Source organism: Acidovorax sp., from assembly GCF_027492855.1.
Lineage (GTDB): Bacteria > Pseudomonadota > Gammaproteobacteria > Burkholderiales > Burkholderiaceae_C > Acidovorax.
In genome coordinates this window covers 1-15,465 of sequence record NZ_JAPUDY010000052.1, presented here as the reverse complement: position 1 = coordinate 15,465, position 15,465 = coordinate 1, and the positions used below count along the sequence as shown (strand labels likewise).

Genomic DNA, 15,465 nt, shown 5'->3' with positions numbered 1-15,465 from the left:
TCCTCGACCTGGGCTCGAACCAGGGACCTACGGATTAACAGTCCGGCGCTCTACCGACTGAGCTATCGAGGAATGATCGGTATGTATCTATCTATGTAAAAGGCCCCGCTTCACTCATGCAGGGCCTGCAAATTCTTGGCTCCTCGACCTGGGCTCGAACCAGGGACCTACGGATTAACAGTCCGGCGCTCTACCGACTGAGCTATCGAGGAACAAGACTTAGATTATATACACAAAAAACGCGCCAAAACCGCAGATGGGGTGCGTTTGTGGATTGCTGTGAGGCTTCGCGGTGCGAAGGTGCAGGCAGCAGATCACGATGGCTCTGGCCGCCGCCACAGCCAGGCCAGCACGCAGGCCATACAACCGATGGCGAGCGCCACGATCCACGGGCGCGATACGGTGAGGATCATCACGATAGCGCTCAAGGACATGACAAGGGCCGCGCTCCACTTGGCGCGGCGGCTGACTTTGCCGCCCTGGGCCCAGTTGCGCAGCAAGGGGCCGAACAGGCGGTGGTTCCACAGCCACCGGTACAGGCGCGGCGAACTGCGCGCAGCGGCCCAGGCCGCCATAAGGATGAAGACGGTGGTGGGCAGGCCGGGAACGACCACGCCGATGGCGCCCATCACCAGGCACAACACGGCAAAGGCGTGCAGCAGCCAGCGTACCGGCCAGGGCAGCGGTGCGGGCTGGGGCGCTGGGGGTTCGATGGAGTCGTCTGGGGGCGTTGTTGCCATGGAGCGTATTGTGAATGGGCAATGGGCAATGAATGGGCTTGTATCGGCGCAATGGCCGCGCGGGCGCTATGCTGCCTGTGCCCCACATGCTTGTGCATTCGCCCGCAAAGAAAAAATCAGCCCCATGACCATCCACACCATTTTGAAGATGGGCGACCCGCGCCTGCTGCGCGTGGCAAAGCCCGTGACCGAGTTTGACACCGACGCTTTGCACTTCCTCGTGCGGGACATGTTCGACACCATGCGTGCTGTCAATGGCGCTGGCCTGGCGGCGCCGCAGATTGGGGTGGATCTGCAATTGGTGATCTTTGGCTCCACCGACCGCAACCCGCGCTACCCCGACCGGCCGCTGGTGCCCCCGACGGTGTTGGTCAACCCGGTGATCACGCCGCTGGGCGAGGAAGAAGATGAGGACTGGGAGGGATGTCTTTCAGTGCCGGGCCTGCGTGGCAAGGTCCCGCGCTGGACGCGCATCCGCTACACGGGCTTTGACCCGTATGGCGACCCCATCGACCGCACGGCAGAGGGTTTTCATGCCCGCGTGGTGCAGCACGAATGTGATCACCTCATCGGCAAGCTGTACCCGATGCGGGTGCGGGATTTTGCGCAGTTCGGCTTCACCGAGGTGCTGTTCCCCGACATCAGCGCCACGGAAGATGATTGATACTAAAGAAATTGGCCGCTAGCGCTTATATTTAAAGCGCAGGCAGCTATCAATTTAGGAGTTCTTCAGGCCGACAGCGCACCCAGCAGTTCGGTTTCGATCTGGATCTGGCGTGCGTTGTTCTGCAGCTCGGGGCCTTGGATGAGGAAGGTGTCTTCCACGCGTTCGCCCAGCGTGCTGATCTTGGCCAGTTGCACGCTCAGGTGGTGCCGGGCCAGGATGCGCGTGACCAGGTAGAGCAGGCCCGCGCGGTCGCTGGCCGAGATGGCGAGCAGCCAGCGCTGTGCTTTTTCATCGGGCCGCAGGGTGACGCGCGGCGCCACCGGGAAGCTCTTGACCCGGCGGGACACCCGCTTGCGCGCAGGCTCGGGCAGCGGGCCACCGGCTTCGATCACCCGCATCAGATCGCTTTCGACCATGTGTGTCAGCTCACGGTAGTGCCCCGGTTGCTCGGATGCCGAAGAGGCCACGACCTGGAAGGTGTCGAGTGCATAACCATTGTTGGCGGTGTGCACACGCGCATCCAGGATGCTGAAACCCACGCGGTCGAAGTAGCCGCAAATGCGTGCGAAAAGATCGGTCTGGTCGGCGGCATAGACCATCACCTGCAGCCCGTCGCCCGCCAGCGACTGGCGCGCGCGCACCACCGGTTTGGCGGCGCCCACGTGGCGCGACAGGTGGCGTGTGTGCCAGGCGATGTCGGCGGCGTCGTGGCGCATGAAATAGCTCACGTCGAGCGTGGCCCACAGGGCCTTGTGGGCCTCGAAGGGCAGGGCGTTGAGCGCCAGTTGCACCAGCGCTTCGCGTTTGCGGGCCTCGATCTCGGCGGCGGCGTCGGGCGCGCGGCCGCCCAGGGTGCGCAGCGTGGCGCGGTACAGGTCTTCCAGCAGCTTGCCCTTCCAGGCGTTCCAGACCTTGGGGCTGGTGCCGCGGATGTCCGCCACGGTGAGCAGGTACATGGCCGTGAGGTTGCGCTCGTTGCCCACGCGGCGGGCAAAGGCGGCAATCACGTCCGGGTCGCTCAGGTCCTGCTTTTGCGCCACGGTGCTCATGGTCAGGTGCTCGCGCACCAAAAACTCGGCCAGCCGGGCGTCGTCGCGGTCTACGCCGTGCTGGCGGCAAAAGCGCCGCACTTCTTCGGCGCCGATCTGCGAGTGGTCGCCCCCTCGGCCCTTGCCGATGTCGTGGAACAGGGCTGCCAGGTAAAGAATCCAGGGCTTGTCCCAGCCCGCCGCAAGTTGCGAGCAGAACGGGTATTCGTGCGCATGCTCGGCCATGAAGAAGCGGCGCACATTGCGCAGCACCATCAGGATGTGTTGATCGACGGTGTACACATGGAACAGGTCATGCTGCATCTGCCCCACGATGCGGCGAAACGGCCACAGGTAGCGCCCTAGCACCGAGGTCTGGTTCATCAGCCGCATGGCGTGGGTGATGCCCGAGGGCTGCTGCAGGATGCGCATGAAGGCGCTGCGGTTGACAGGGTCGCGCCGAAAGGCGCTGTCCATCACGCCACGCGCGTTGTACAGCGCGCGCAGCGTGCGTGCCGACAGGTCCTTGAGCCCCACGGTGGTCTGGTAGAGCAGAAAGGTCTCCAGGATCGCGTGTGGATCGCGCGTGTACAGGTCGTCGCTGGCCACTTCGATGAGGCCGGCCTTTTCAAAGAAGCGCTCGTTGATGGGGCGCGGCTCGTGGGTGGAGGGGCCCAGTCGCTCTTCGATGTTGAGCAGCAGGATCTGGCTGAGCTGCGACACGGCCTTGGCCGCCCAGTAGTAGCGGCGCATCAGGGTTTCGCTGGCGCGCATGGGCAGGCGCGATCCGTCGGGCGCCTGCGAGCGGTAGCCAAACGATTCGGCCACGGCGGTCTGCAGGTCAAACACCAATCGGTCTTCGCGTCGGCCAGCGGCTGCGTGCAGGCGCGCGCGGATGAGGCACAGCAGGGCCTCGTTGCGCTCGATCTGGCGCACCTCGAAGGCGGTGGCCATGCCGCTGGCGGCCAGTTCCTTCCAGTTGCTGCCCAGGCCCGCTGCCTGCGCTACCCACAGGATCATCTGCAGGTCGCGCAGGCCGCCTGGCGATTCCTTGCAATTGGGCTCCAGCGCGTAGGGTGTGTTCTCGTATTTGGTGTGGCGCTGGCGCATCTCCAGCGTTTTGGCCACCAGGAAGGCCTCGGGGTTCATCTGCGCGCGGTATTGGCGCTGAAACTCGGCAAACAGCGCAGCGCTGCCGCACACCAGGCGCGATTCGAGCAGCGAGGTTTGCACGGTGACGTCGCCCGCGCTTTCGGCCAGGCATTCGGCCACGGTGCGCACGCTGGAGCCGATCTCCAGCCCCGTGTCCCAGCAACTGCCGATGAAGCCCTCGAGCTGCGCGCGCAGCGCGCTGCCCGCTTCGGGCGCCGCGCCATCGGGCAGGAGCAGCAGGACATCCACGTCCGAGTTGGGGAAAAGCTGGTCGCGGCCAAAGCCGCCCACCGCCACCAGGGCCATGTCGCCAGGCAACTCGGCGCGCTGCCACAGCGTTTGCAGCAGGTTGCCCGCCAGGGTCGAGAGCTTGCGCAGCAGCACGCGGATGCCGCGTGTCGATGCGCCGGTGGCTTGCATGGCTGCCAGCAGCGCGGCTTTGTCGCTGCGGTAGGCATCTCGCAGGGCATGGAGTTCAGTCATGGTCGATAAGAGCAGTTGGGGGCCATGAAAAAGCCATGCAAGATTTGTGCGAGCGGACTGCCCCGCAAAGGTGCAGCCCGGCCCGCCGGTCAGGTCTTGGTCGCTGTGACGAAGGCGGGCAGCGGCGGCGAGCCCGCCGACAGGGTCATCACCTCGTACCCGGTTTCCGTGACCAGCACGGTGTGCTCCCACTGGGCCGACAGGCTGTGGTCCTTGGTCACGATGGTCCAGCCATCGTTGCCGAAGTCCTTCACCTCGCGGCGGCCCGCGTTGATCATGGGCTCGATGGTGAAAACCATGCCGGGCTGGAGCTTTTCGAGCGTGCCGGGGCGGCCATAGTGCAGCACCTGGGGCTCTTCGTGGAACTTCTGGCCGATGCCGTGGCCGCAGAACTCGCGCACGATGGAAAAGCCATGGCCTTCGGCGAATTTCTGGATGGCGTGGCCGACGTCGCCCAGGTGGGCGCCGGGCTTGACCTGCACGATGCCATGCCACATGGCCTCAAACGTGAGGGCCGACAGGCGCTTGGCGGCAATCGAGCACTCTCCAATCAGGTACATGCGGCTGTTGTCGCCATACCAGCCGTCCTTGGTGATCACGGTCACGTCCACGTTGACGATGTCGCCCTTTTTCAGCGGCTTGTCGTTGGGGATGCCGTGGCACACCACGTGGTTGACCGAGGTGCACAGCGAGGCCGGGTAGGGCGGGTAGCCGGGCGGCTGGTAGCCCACGGTGGCCGAGATGGTGCCTTGCTGGGCCATGCACTCGGCGCCCAGGCGGTCGATCTCTTGGGTGGTGATGCCGGGCTTGATGTGGGGTGCGATGTAGTCCAGCACTTCTGAGGCCAGGCGGCACGCGAGGCGCATGCCTTCAATGTCCTCGGCGGTTTTGATGGTGATACTCATCCCCGGATTATCCCATTGGCCCCCGCGCCGTGCAGGCAGCGCGGCCATGCCCGGTAAAATGGCGGGCTCCGGTCCTGGCTGCAACAAGCGGCTGGGCCGGGTCTCTGTCTACCCCTCACACCCCCAACAGGCCGCAACCGTGACCTTGCACATGACCACGCTGGCGGGCGGCAACGCCCTCAGCACCTTCCGCGCCCAGCAACTTCAACCCGCCCTGGAGGCCATCCACCCCAAGATCAGTGGCATTGCAGCGCGTTTCGTGCACCTGGTCGCCACCGATGCGGCCCCCACGCCCGCTGAACAAGAGCGCCTGGCGGCCTTGCTGACCTACGGCGACCCGTACGCAGGCCCGGCCGACGGCGCTGCGCTCATCGTCACGCCCCGCCTGGGCACGCTGTCGCCCTGGGCCTCCAAGGCCACCGACATCGCCCGCAACTGCGGCATTGCCATCCGCCGGGTCGAGCGCATCACCGAATACCGCATCAGCCTCAAAGCTGGCCTGCTGGGCAAGACGCCCGAGCTGACCGCTGAGCAGCTGGCCCAGGTGGCCGCCCTGCTGCACGACCGCATGACCGAATCGGTGGTGGCCGACCGCAGTGCGGCTGCGGCCTTGTTCACCGAGCTGCAGCCCGCGCCCATGGAGCATGTGGACGTGCTGGCCGGTGGCCGCGCTGCCCTGGAGACCGCCAACACCCGCTTCGGCCTGGCGCTGGCCGACGACGAAATCGACTACCTCGTCAACGCCTTCACGGGCCTCGCGCGCAACCCCACCGATGTGGAGTTGATGATGTTCGCGCAGGCCAACAGCGAACACTGCCGCCACAAGATCTTCAACGCCGAGTTCACCATCGACGGCGTGGCGCAGGGCAAGAGCCTGTTCGGCATGATTCGCAACACACACCAACTGGCGCCGCAGCACACGGTGATCGCGTATTCGGACAACGCCTCGGTCATGGAAGGCCATCAGGTCGAACGGTTTGTGGCAAAAATGGCACCTGGCGCTTATTCATCAAGCGCAAGCAGCTATAAAAAAGATAGCATCACCCAGCATGTGCTGATGAAGGTGGAGACCCACAACCACCCCACGGCCATCTCGCCGTTCCCCGGAGCATCCACCGGCGCGGGCGGCGAGATCCGCGACGAAGGCGCCACGGGCCGGGGCTCCAAGCCCAAGGCGGGCCTGACGGGCTTCACGGTGTCCAAGCTCTGGGGCAGCACTGTGGGTAAGCCCGAGCACATCGCCAGCCCGCTGCAGATCATGGTCGAAGGCCCCCTGGGCGGCGCGGCGTTCAACAACGAATTCGGTCGCCCCAACCTGGTGGGCTACTTCCGCGAATACGAGCAGGAAGTCGCTGGCGTGCAGCGCGGCTACCACAAGCCCATCATGATCGCGGGCGGCGTGGGTGTGATCGACGCCGAGCTGACGAAGAAGATCGAATTCCCAGCCGGTTCGCTGCTCATTCAGTTGGGTGGCCCCGGCATGCGCATCGGCATGGGCGGCAGCGCCGCCAGTTCCATGGCCACCGGCACCAATGCGGCCGAGCTGGATTTCGACTCGGTGCAGCGCGGCAACCCCGAGATCGAGCGCCGTGCGCAAGAGGTCATCAACCACTGCTGGGCACAGGGCACGGCCAACCCCATCCTGGCCATCCACGACGTGGGTGCGGGCGGCCTCTCCAACGCCTTCCCCGAGCTGACCAACGACGCTGGCCGTGGCGCACGCTTTGACCTGCGTGCCGTGCAGCTCGAAGAATCGGGCATGGCGGCCAAGGAAATCTGGAGCAACGAATCGCAGGAGCGCTACGTGCTGGCCATTGCGCCCGAATCGCTGCCGCTGTTCCAGGCCTTCTGCGAACGCGAGCGCTGCCCGTTTGCCGTGATCGGCACGGCCACCGAAGAGCGCCAACTGGTGCTGCAAGACCCTGCCGCTACACAGGGTGACCAGAAACTGCCCGTGGACATGCCCATGAACGTGCTCTTGGGCAAGCCGCCCAAGATGCACCGCGATGTGAAGACCGTGGTGCGCGAATTCGCACCGATGGACTTGACCGGCGTGCCGCTGCAAAAGGCCGTGATCGACGTGCTGGCCCACCCCACGGTGGCTAGCAAGCGCTTCCTCATCACCATTGGCGACCGCACCGTGGGTGGCCTCAGCCACCGTGACCAGATGGTCGGCCCTTGGCAAGTGCCCGTGGCCGATTGCGCCGTGACCCTGGCCGACTACAAGGGCTTTGCGGGCGAGGCGATGAGCATGGGCGAGCGCACGCCGCTGGCCGCCATCAACGCGCCCGCCTCGGGCCGCATGGCCGTGGCCGAAGCCATCACCAACCTGCTGGCCGCGCCCATTGAGTTGCCGCGTGTGAAGCTGTCGGCCAACTGGATGGCCGCCTGCGGCGAGCCCGGTGAAGACGCCGCGCTGTACGAAACCGTGAAGGCCGTGGGCATGGAGCTGTGCCCCGCGCTGGGCGTTTCCATCCCCGTCGGCAAGGATTCGCTGTCCATGCGCACGCAGTGGAGCGAAGGCGCTGACAAGAAAAAGGTCACCTCGCCCGTCAGCCTGATCGTGAGCGCGTTTGCTTCGCTCTCCGACGTGCGCGGCACGCTCACCCCCCAGCTCAACGCCACCGAAGCCGACACCACCCTGGTGCTGATCGACCTGGGCAAGGGCCAGAACCGCATGGGCGGCAGCATCCTGGGCCAGACGTTGGATCAAAGCGGCGACGTGGTGCCCGATGTGGACGACCCCAAAGACCTGGTCAACCTCGTCAACGCCGTGAACGCACTGCGCGCCCAGGGCCGCATCCTCGCGTACCACGACCGCAGCGACGGCGGCCTGCTGGCAGCGGCGGCCGAAATGGCCTTTGCGGGCCATGTGGGCGTGGCGCTCAACGTGGACATGCTGGTCACCGAAGGCGATGGCATCAGCGACAGCCGCATGGAAACCGGCGACGCCAAGAACTGGGCGCAGCAGGTGGGCGCGCGCCGCGATGAGCTGACGCTCAAAGCGCTGTTCAACGAAGAGTTGGGTGTGCTGTTGCAGGTGCGCACCGCAGAGCGCAACGACGTGATGCAGACCCTGCGCGCCCATGGCCTGTCGGCATTCAGCCACTTCGTCGGCAAGACGCGCCCGGTGTCGTCCGAGATCGACGCAGGCAAGGGCGAGCTGCAGGTCTGGCGCGATGCCAAGGCCGTGTTCAGCGCCCCGCTGGCCGACCTGCACCAGGTGTGGGACGCGGTGAGCTGGAAGATCTGCCAGCAGCGCGACAACCCCGCCAACGCCGATGCCGAGCACGCCGCAGCGGGCGAGCCCACCGACCCCGGCATGCAGGTGCACCTCACCTTCGATGCCACCGACAACGTGGCCGCGCCGTTCCTCAACCTTGCCAAACCCAAGGTCGCCATCCTGCGCGAGCAGGGCGTGAACTCGCACATCGAAATGGCTTACGCCTTCACCGAAGCGGGCTTTGAAGCGTTTGACGTGCACATGACTGACCTGCAGACCGGCCGTGTCAAGCTTGAAGACTTCAAGGGCGTGGTCGCCTGCGGCGGCTTCAGCTATGGCGACACGCTGGGCGCGGGCATTGGCTGGGCACGCTCCATCACCTTCAACCCGGTGCTGGCCGCGCAGTTCCAGGGCTTCTTTGGCCGCACGGACACGTTTGGTCTGGGCGTGTGCAACGGCTGCCAGATGTTTGCCGAGCTGGCCGACATCATCCCCGGCGCGCAAGACTGGCCGCGCTTCACCACCAACCAGAGCGAGCGTTTCGAGGCCCGCCTGTCGATGGTGGAAGTGCTGGAATCACCCAGCCTGTTCCTGCAAGGCATGGCAGGCAGCCGCCTGCCGATTGCCGTGGCGCATGGCGAGGGCTATGCCAACTTCAAGTACCGAGGCAACGCCGACAAGGCCATTGCCGCCATGCGCTACGTGGACAACCACGGCCGCGCCACCGAGCAATACCCGTTCAACCCCAACGGCAGCGCGGGCGGCCTGACCGCAGTGACAACGGCGGATGGCCGCTTCACGGCCATGATGCCGCACCCCGAGCGCGTGTTCCGCAACGTGCAGATGAGCTGGACAAGCGAAGACCAGGCGCAGTACAGCGGCTGGATGCGTATCTGGCGCAATGCCCGCCAATGGGTGGGTTGATCACGGCCTGAGCATCATCGGGCGCGGCCCTGGGCGTTCAGCACACCTCGCGCTGATAGACCAGCAGGCGCCCTTTGTAGGCGGGCACATCGCCCAGCGCCGGGTGGTCCAGGCGCTCTTCCACCACCGCAAAACCGTGCACGGCCATCTGCTTGTGGAAGGTGGAGCGGTTGCCCCGGTTCGGGTCCACGATCCATATCTGCGCGCCCTGGCTGGCGTGGCGGTCCAGAAAACCGGCCAGCGAGGCGCGGGCGTCGCGTTCGTACAGTACGTCGCTGCCCATGATGAAGTCGAACTTGCCTTGCACTGCGCTGATTGACGCGGTGGCATCCGCACCCCATTGGCCGGTGCGGTATTTGAGGGGCGGCAGGCCGTTCAGGCGGAGGTTCTCCAGCAGAAAAGGCTGCGCCAGCGGATGGCAATCGCTGGCCGTGACGTCGATGCCGCGCCGGTGGCACACCAGGCTGGCCAGGCCCAGGCCACAGCCGATCTCCAGCACCCGCTCGCCCGCCAGCAAGGGGCGGCTGGCCATGCGCTGGGCCAGTTGGGCGCCCGAGGGCCAGAGCAGGCCGAACAGGGGCCAGGCCGCCGATGAAATGCCCAAGGCCTCGGCGGCGCCCAGCGGGTCGGAAAACTGCTGCTTGTCGAGCAGCGAACGGATGACGAGGTCGGCCACGCCAACGATGGCGATGTCTTCTTGTTTGGTGAGATAGCCGGGCATGGCTTGGGCGTGAAGCCCGGACAGGAGCGCACAAGGCTCCAGGACCCCAGAGGTGATGGGTGAGGCGCCGAGTATGCGCTATTCCATTTCTGATTCATCCGTGTCGTTGTTGCTTCGCGCCGGGGCACGAATGATTTGGAAATGGAATCACTCCTGCAAGATGCCCTTGATGCCCTTGATGCCCTTGATGCCCTTGATGCCCTTCATGCAGCCAGCGCGCTGGCCCTGGCTGGCGCGTTGCTATAGTGCAGCGCGCGCAGGCGGTGTGTCCGCCGCTTTTTACAGACTTACCTCAAGGATTTCCCATGGCCTCTGGCAGCCTGCTTGCCCTGTTGGACGACATCGCCACCATTCTTGATGACGTGGCCCTCATGACCAAGGTGGCCGCCAAGAAAAGCGCGGCCATGGCGGACGATGTGTCGGTGATGACCAAGGTGGCTGCGCAGAAGACGGCCGGGGTGCTGGGGGACGATCTGGCGCTCAACGCCCAGCAGGTTTCCGGTGTGCGCGCTGAGCGCGAGATTCCCGTGGTGTGGTCCGTGGCCAAAGGCTCGATGATCAACAAGGTCATCCTGGTGCCTGCGGCGCTCTTGATCAGCGCGTTTGCGCCCTGGGCCGTCACGCCCTTGTTGATGATTGGCGGCGCCTTCCTGTGTTTTGAGGGCTTTGAGAAGGTGGCGCACAAGCTGTTGCACGCCCCGCACGAAGATGCCGCCGAGCATGAAAGCCATGCGCAGGCCAACGCCAACCCGGCGGTCGATCTGGTGGCTTTTGAAAAAGACAAGATCAAGGGTGCGGTGCGCACCGACTTCATTTTGTCGGCGGAAATCATCGCCATCACGCTGGGCACCGTGGCCACGGCGCCGTTTGCCCAGCAGGTGGCGGTGCTGTCGGGCATCGCCGTCATCATGACGGTGGGCGTGTATGGCCTGGTGGCTGGCATCGTCAAGCTTGACGACCTGGGCCTGTGGCTGAGCGGCAAGACCAGCAGCGTGGCGCGCGCCGTGGGCATGGGCATCCTGCGCGCGGCACCCTGGCTCATGAAGGGCTTGTCCATCGCGGGCACGGCGGCGATGTTTTTGGTGGGCGGCGGCATCCTGGTGCACGGTGTTCCGGCGCTGCACCACGCCGTGGAGGCTATGGGCGCCGCAGCGGTGCAATGGCCCGTGGGTGGGCTGTGGGCCGTGCTGGTGCCCAACCTGGCCAATGCGGTGATAGGCATCGTGGCCGGTGGCCTGGTGTTGGCAGGGGTGACGCTGGTGAAGCGCCTGCGCGGAAAATCCACAAATTGATAGTGGGTATTCCTTGATCTATGTCTAAGGGTTAATACTAGGTTCTTGAGGTAAGGCAAGGCCGGTGAGGGGGTGCAGCGGTTCAATGCATGCACGGGGGTCGTCCCCGTCCAACCGATGCGAAATCACCATGAAAAAATCCCTCCTGGCCGCCGCCGTACTGTGTGCCCTGTCTTCTGGCGCTGCTTTCGCGCAGCAGGCTGAAGGCCCTTGGATGGTCCGCGCCCGCGCTGTGCACCTCGACAGCGCCAACAAGGACAGCACGCCCCTGGGCCTGTCGATCAACAACAAGACCATCCCCGAAGTGGATGTCAGCTACTTCTTCACCAAGAACATTGCGGCCGAGCTGATCCTGACCGTGCCACAAAAGCACACGCTGCGCGCGGGCGGCAAGGCCATCGGCACGCTCAAGCACCTGCCGCCCACGCTGCTGGTGCAGTACCACTTCGACGCCCCAGGCTTCAAGCCCTATGTGGGCGCAGGCCTGAACTACACGCGTTTCTCCAGCGTGAACCTGCCCGCTGGCGTGGACATTGACCGCAACAGCTTCGGCCCCGCGCTGCAAGTGGGTGTGGACATCCCGCTGGCCAAGAACCTGTACCTCAACTTCGACGTGAAGAAGGTCTATATCAAGACCGATGTGAGCGCAGGCGGTGCCAAGCTGGGCACCTTCAAGGTCGACCCCGTTCTGGTGGGCGTGGGTTTGGGCTGGCGCTTCTGAGCGAAAGCGCTCCAAGGGGAAAGGGCTGGCACTGGTGCCAGCCCTTTTTTTGTCTGCGCGCCGGGCGACGGGAATACGGCTTACACGCAGTGTTATCCGGGGCGGCGCACAATGGCCTGGTGCCAGCGGGGTCTTGCCCCACCGAACGCCTTCAGACCCAGACCCATGCCCTTGCCAAGCCCCACCGACGACATCACGCACGGCCTGAGCCAGCAGCCCGCACGCATTTCCCCCAAGTATTTCTACGACCAACGCGGCTCGCAGTTGTTCGAGGAGATCACCCGCTTGCCCGAGTACTACCCCACCCGCACAGAAACCGCGCTCATGCAGCAGCATGCTGCAGACATCGTGCGGGCCGTGGGCACCGGGCGCACGCTGGTGGAGCTGGGCGCCGGCAACTGCCAGAAAGCCCGCACCTTGTGCCAGTTGGTGCAGCCCGCGTGTTTTGTGGGGGTGGATATTTCGGCGGACTTTCTGCAGGCAGCGGTGCAGGGCCTGCGCAATGATTTTCCGGGGCTGGATGCGCGGGCGGTGAGCGGTGACATGACACGCGGCGTGACCCTGCCGGGCGATATCCCGCGCACCGGGCGGCTGGTGTTCTACCCCGGCTCGTCCATCGGCAATTTCGACCCATCACACGCCATCGACCTGCTGGCCCATATGCGCGAGCTGATCGACGACGACGGCGGCTTGCTCATCGGCATCGACCTGCCCAAGGACGTGGACGTGCTCGAAGCTGCCTACGACGATGCGGCGGGCGTGACGGCGGCCTTCAACCGCAACGTGCTCACGCATGTGAACCGGCTCATCGGCAGCGATTTTGACGAGCAGCAGTGGCAGCACCGCGCATTCTTCAACCAGGGCGAGTCGCGCATCGAAATGCACCTGGAGGCCCTGGCCGACGCCGAGGTGCGCTGGCCTGGCGGCACGCGCCGGTTTGAGCGGGGTGAGCGCATCCACACCGAAAACAGCTACAAATACCCTTTGGAGGTGTTCACCGGCATGCTGGCGCGCGCAGGTTTCTCAAAGGCCCAGGCCTGGACCGACGAGCGTGGCTGGTTTGCCGTGGTGCACGCCCGGCCCTGAAACTGCTCGCCACCATCATGACCCACAGAGACCTTTGCTCCCCGCTCACGGCGCTGCTTGCGCGCTATGAGGCCGTGCGCGCCCACACGCTGGCGCTGGTGGCGCCCCTGTCGGCCGAGGACTGCGGCGCGCAGTCCATGCCCGACGCCAGCCCCGCCAAATGGCACCTGGCGCACACCACCTGGTTCTTCGAGACCTTTGTGCTGGAGCCGAACGAGCCGGGCTTTGTGCCGTTCAACGCCGCTTTTCGCGTGCTCTTCAACTCTTACTACAACGGCGTGGGCGCCAAGCACCCGCGCCCCCAGCGGGGCTTGCTCACGCGGCCACCGCTCGATGAAGTGCTGGCCTACCGCGCCGATGTGGACCAGCGCATGGCGCGCTTGCTGCCCGCCGTGCTGAACAACGCCGTGCTGTGCACGCTGATCGAGCTGGGCCTGCATCATGAGCAGCAGCACCAGGAGCTGCTGGTGACGGACATCAAGCACCTGCTGTCGTGCAACCCCTTGTTCCCTGCATATGGCGCGGCCCCGGTGCCCGTGGGTGACCAGGCCATCGTGCCAGCCGCCGGGGCTCTGGAATGGGTGCGCCTGGATGGCGGCCTGGTGGATATGGGCCATGCGGGGGAGGGCTTCGCCTTCGACAACGAAAGCCCGCGCCACCGCATCTACCTCGCGCCGTATGCCCTGGCTTCGCGGCTGGTGACACAGGCCGAGTGGATGGCTTTTATGCAAGACGGTGGTTATGAGGAACCGGCCTACTGGCTGGCTGAGGGTTGGGACTGGCGTGTGGCCCAAGGACTGAGCCACCCGCTGTACTGGCACCAACTGGACGACGGCACGTGGCACACGTTCACCCTGAACGGCCTGCAACCAGTGCGGGGTGCGCTGCCGGTGACGCACCTGTCGTACTACGAGGCAGACGCCTATGCGCGCTGGGCGGGTGCGCGCCTGCCCACGGAAGGCGAATGGGAGCATGCGGCCCCTGCCGGTGCGCAGCAGGGCCTGGAGCAGTTGTTCGCCACCGCCTGGCAGTGGACGCAGTCGAGCTATGCTGCCTACCCAGGCTTTCGCGTGGCCGACGGCGCAGTGGGCGAGTACAACGGCAAGTTCATGGTCAACCAGTACGTGCTGCGCGGCAGCTCTTGTGCCACGCCGCCGGGGCATGCGCGCAGCACCTACCGCAACTTCTTTCCGGCCACGGCGCGTTGGCAGTACACGGGGCTGCGGTTGGCGCGGGATGTGTAGACGCTATGTTTTTGATAGCTGCTACCGCTTGATAATCAAGCGGTAGCAGCCAAAAAAGCATCAAACCTGCTGAGCGGTCACACGTTTTCCAGGGCCTGCACCAGGTCTGCCCGCAGGTCGTCGATGTGCTCGATGCCCACCGACAGGCGCACCATGTTTTCGCTCACGCCGGCCTTGGCGAGCTCTTCGGGGTTGAGCTGGCGGTGCGTGGTGGAGGCAGGGTGCGTGGCCAGCGATTTGGCGTCGCCGATGTTCACGAGGCGGGTAAAGAGCTGCAGCGCGTCGAGGAAACGCGCGCCAGCCGCGCGCGGGTCGGCGTCGCTGCTTTTGAGGCCAAAGCTCAGGATGCCCGATGCGCGGCCACCCAGTTGGCGCTGCACCAGTGCGTGGTCGGGGTGGTCGCTCAGTCCGGCGTAGCGCACCCATTCCACCTTGGGGTGGTTTTGCAGATCCTTCGCCAGCGCCAGCGTGTTGTCGCAGATGCGGTCCATGCGCAGCGCCAGGGTTTCGATGCCCTGCAGCAGCAGGAAGGCGCTTTGCGGCGAGAGTGCGGCGCCGGTATTGCGCAGCGGCACCACACGCGCGCGGCCAATAAAGGCGGCGGGGCCCAGCGCCTCGGTATAGACCACGCCGTGGTAGCTCACATCGGGCTCGTTCAGGCGCGGGAACCGCGCCTTGTGTTCTGCCCAGGGGAACTTGCCGCTGTCTACGATGGCACCGCCAATGGTGTTGCCGTGGCCGCCCAGGTACTTGGTGAGCGAGTGCACGACGATGTCGGCGCCATGCTCGATGGGGCGCAGCAGGTAGGGGCTGGGCACGGTGTTGTCCACGATCAGCGGCACGCCGTGGTCGTGCGCCACCTTGGCCAGTGCGGCGATGTCGGTCACGTTGCCCAGCGGGTTGCCGATGGATTCGATGAAGATCGCCTTGGTGCGCGCGTCGATGTGCTGCGCAAAGCTGGCCGGGTCGCGCGGGTCGGCAAAGCGCGTGGTGATGCCCTGCTGCGGCAGCGTGTGGGCAAACAGGTTGTAGGTGCCGCCATACAAGGTGCTGGCCGACACGATGTTGTCGCCCGCCTCGGCAATGGTCTGGATGGCGTAGGTGATGGCCGCCATGCCCGAGGCCACGGCCAGCGCGGCGATACCGCCTTCAAGCGCCGCGACACGCTTTTCAAGCACGTCGGTGGTCGGGTTCATGATGCGGGTGTAGATGTTGCCCGGCACTTTCAGGTCGAACAGGTCGGCGCCGTGCTGGGCGCTATCGAAGGCATAGGCCACCG

11 protein-coding genes and 2 tRNA genes are annotated in these 15,465 nt (G+C 65.4%); 6 read left to right on the top strand and 7 right to left on the bottom strand.

Translation table 11 applies throughout. From position 1 onward, the window contains the following. The 3 genes from Q0105_RS10845 to Q0105_RS10835 form a co-directional block, all read right to left on the bottom strand. A tRNA-Asn gene (locus Q0105_RS10845) sits at nucleotides 1-72 on the bottom strand. 64 nt (nucleotides 73-136) lie between these two features. Beyond that, a tRNA-Asn gene (locus Q0105_RS10840) sits at nucleotides 137-212 on the bottom strand. Between the two features lie 102 nt (nucleotides 213-314). Then, nucleotides 315-740, bottom strand: coding sequence for a YbaN family protein (locus Q0105_RS10835; RefSeq protein ID WP_298211634.1), 426 nt, complete (start codon nucleotides 738-740; stop codon nucleotides 315-317). Between the two features lie 124 nt (nucleotides 741-864). Between Q0105_RS10835 and def the strand changes: the two genes are divergently transcribed. After that, nucleotides 865-1,404, top strand: coding sequence for a peptide deformylase (gene def / locus Q0105_RS10830; protein ID WP_298211632.1), 540 nt, complete (start codon nucleotides 865-867; stop codon nucleotides 1,402-1,404). A 65-nt stretch (nucleotides 1,405-1,469) separates the two neighbouring features. On the opposite strand, the gene Q0105_RS10825 is transcribed toward def, so the two are convergent. Then, nucleotides 1,470-4,070 carry a [protein-PII] uridylyltransferase gene (locus Q0105_RS10825; protein ID WP_298211630.1) on the bottom strand — a complete coding sequence of 867 codons (2,601 nt, stop codon included), beginning with the start codon at nucleotides 4,068-4,070 and terminating at the stop codon, nucleotides 1,470-1,472. Nucleotides 4,071-4,159: 89 nt separating this feature from the next. Further along, the gene (gene map, locus Q0105_RS10820) at nucleotides 4,160-4,975 is read right to left on the bottom strand and encodes a type I methionyl aminopeptidase (protein ID WP_298211628.1); all 816 of its coding nucleotides are present in this window, start codon (nucleotides 4,973-4,975) and stop codon (nucleotides 4,160-4,162) included. Nucleotides 4,976-5,114: 139 nt separating this feature from the next. On the opposite strand from map, the gene purL reads away from it, so the two are divergent. Then, nucleotides 5,115-9,122 carry a phosphoribosylformylglycinamidine synthase gene (gene purL / locus Q0105_RS10815; RefSeq protein WP_298211626.1) on the top strand — a complete coding sequence of 1,336 codons (4,008 nt, stop codon included), beginning with the start codon at nucleotides 5,115-5,117 and terminating at the stop codon, nucleotides 9,120-9,122. Between the two features lie 37 nt (nucleotides 9,123-9,159). Here the strand turns inward: purL and Q0105_RS10810 are convergent, their stop codons facing one another. Further along, nucleotides 9,160-9,843 (bottom strand): methyltransferase domain-containing protein, encoded by a 684-nt coding sequence (locus Q0105_RS10810; protein WP_298211624.1) that lies wholly within the window; start codon nucleotides 9,841-9,843, stop codon nucleotides 9,160-9,162. Between the two features lie 305 nt (nucleotides 9,844-10,148). Here Q0105_RS10810 and Q0105_RS10805 point away from each other — a divergent pair, with 305 nt between their 5' ends. The 4 genes from Q0105_RS10805 to egtB all read left to right on the top strand — a co-directional run bounded on the left by Q0105_RS10805 (nucleotide 10,149) and on the right by egtB (nucleotide 14,186). Beyond that, nucleotides 10,149-11,135 carry a DUF808 domain-containing protein gene (locus Q0105_RS10805; protein ID WP_298211622.1) on the top strand — a complete coding sequence of 329 codons (987 nt, stop codon included), beginning with the start codon at nucleotides 10,149-10,151 and terminating at the stop codon, nucleotides 11,133-11,135. A 130-nt stretch (nucleotides 11,136-11,265) separates the two neighbouring features. Further along, nucleotides 11,266-11,856: an OmpW family outer membrane protein gene (locus Q0105_RS10800; RefSeq protein ID WP_298211620.1), complete on the top strand. Its 591-nt coding sequence runs from the start codon at nucleotides 11,266-11,268 to the stop codon at nucleotides 11,854-11,856. Nucleotides 11,857-12,021: 165 nt separating this feature from the next. Beyond that, a complete protein-coding gene (gene egtD, locus Q0105_RS10795) occupies nucleotides 12,022-12,942 on the top strand; it encodes an L-histidine N(alpha)-methyltransferase (RefSeq protein WP_298211618.1) in 921 nt (306 codons plus the stop codon). A 17-nt stretch (nucleotides 12,943-12,959) separates the two neighbouring features. Further along, nucleotides 12,960-14,186 carry an ergothioneine biosynthesis protein EgtB gene (egtB, locus tag Q0105_RS10790; RefSeq protein WP_298211615.1) on the top strand — a complete coding sequence of 409 codons (1,227 nt, stop codon included), beginning with the start codon at nucleotides 12,960-12,962 and terminating at the stop codon, nucleotides 14,184-14,186. 77 nt (nucleotides 14,187-14,263) lie between these two features. On the opposite strand, the gene Q0105_RS10785 is transcribed toward egtB, so the two are convergent. Continuing rightward, a partial coding sequence (locus tag Q0105_RS10785; RefSeq protein ID WP_298211613.1) for an O-acetylhomoserine aminocarboxypropyltransferase/cysteine synthase family protein occupies nucleotides 14,264-15,465 on the bottom strand: 1,202 nt, incomplete at its 5' end.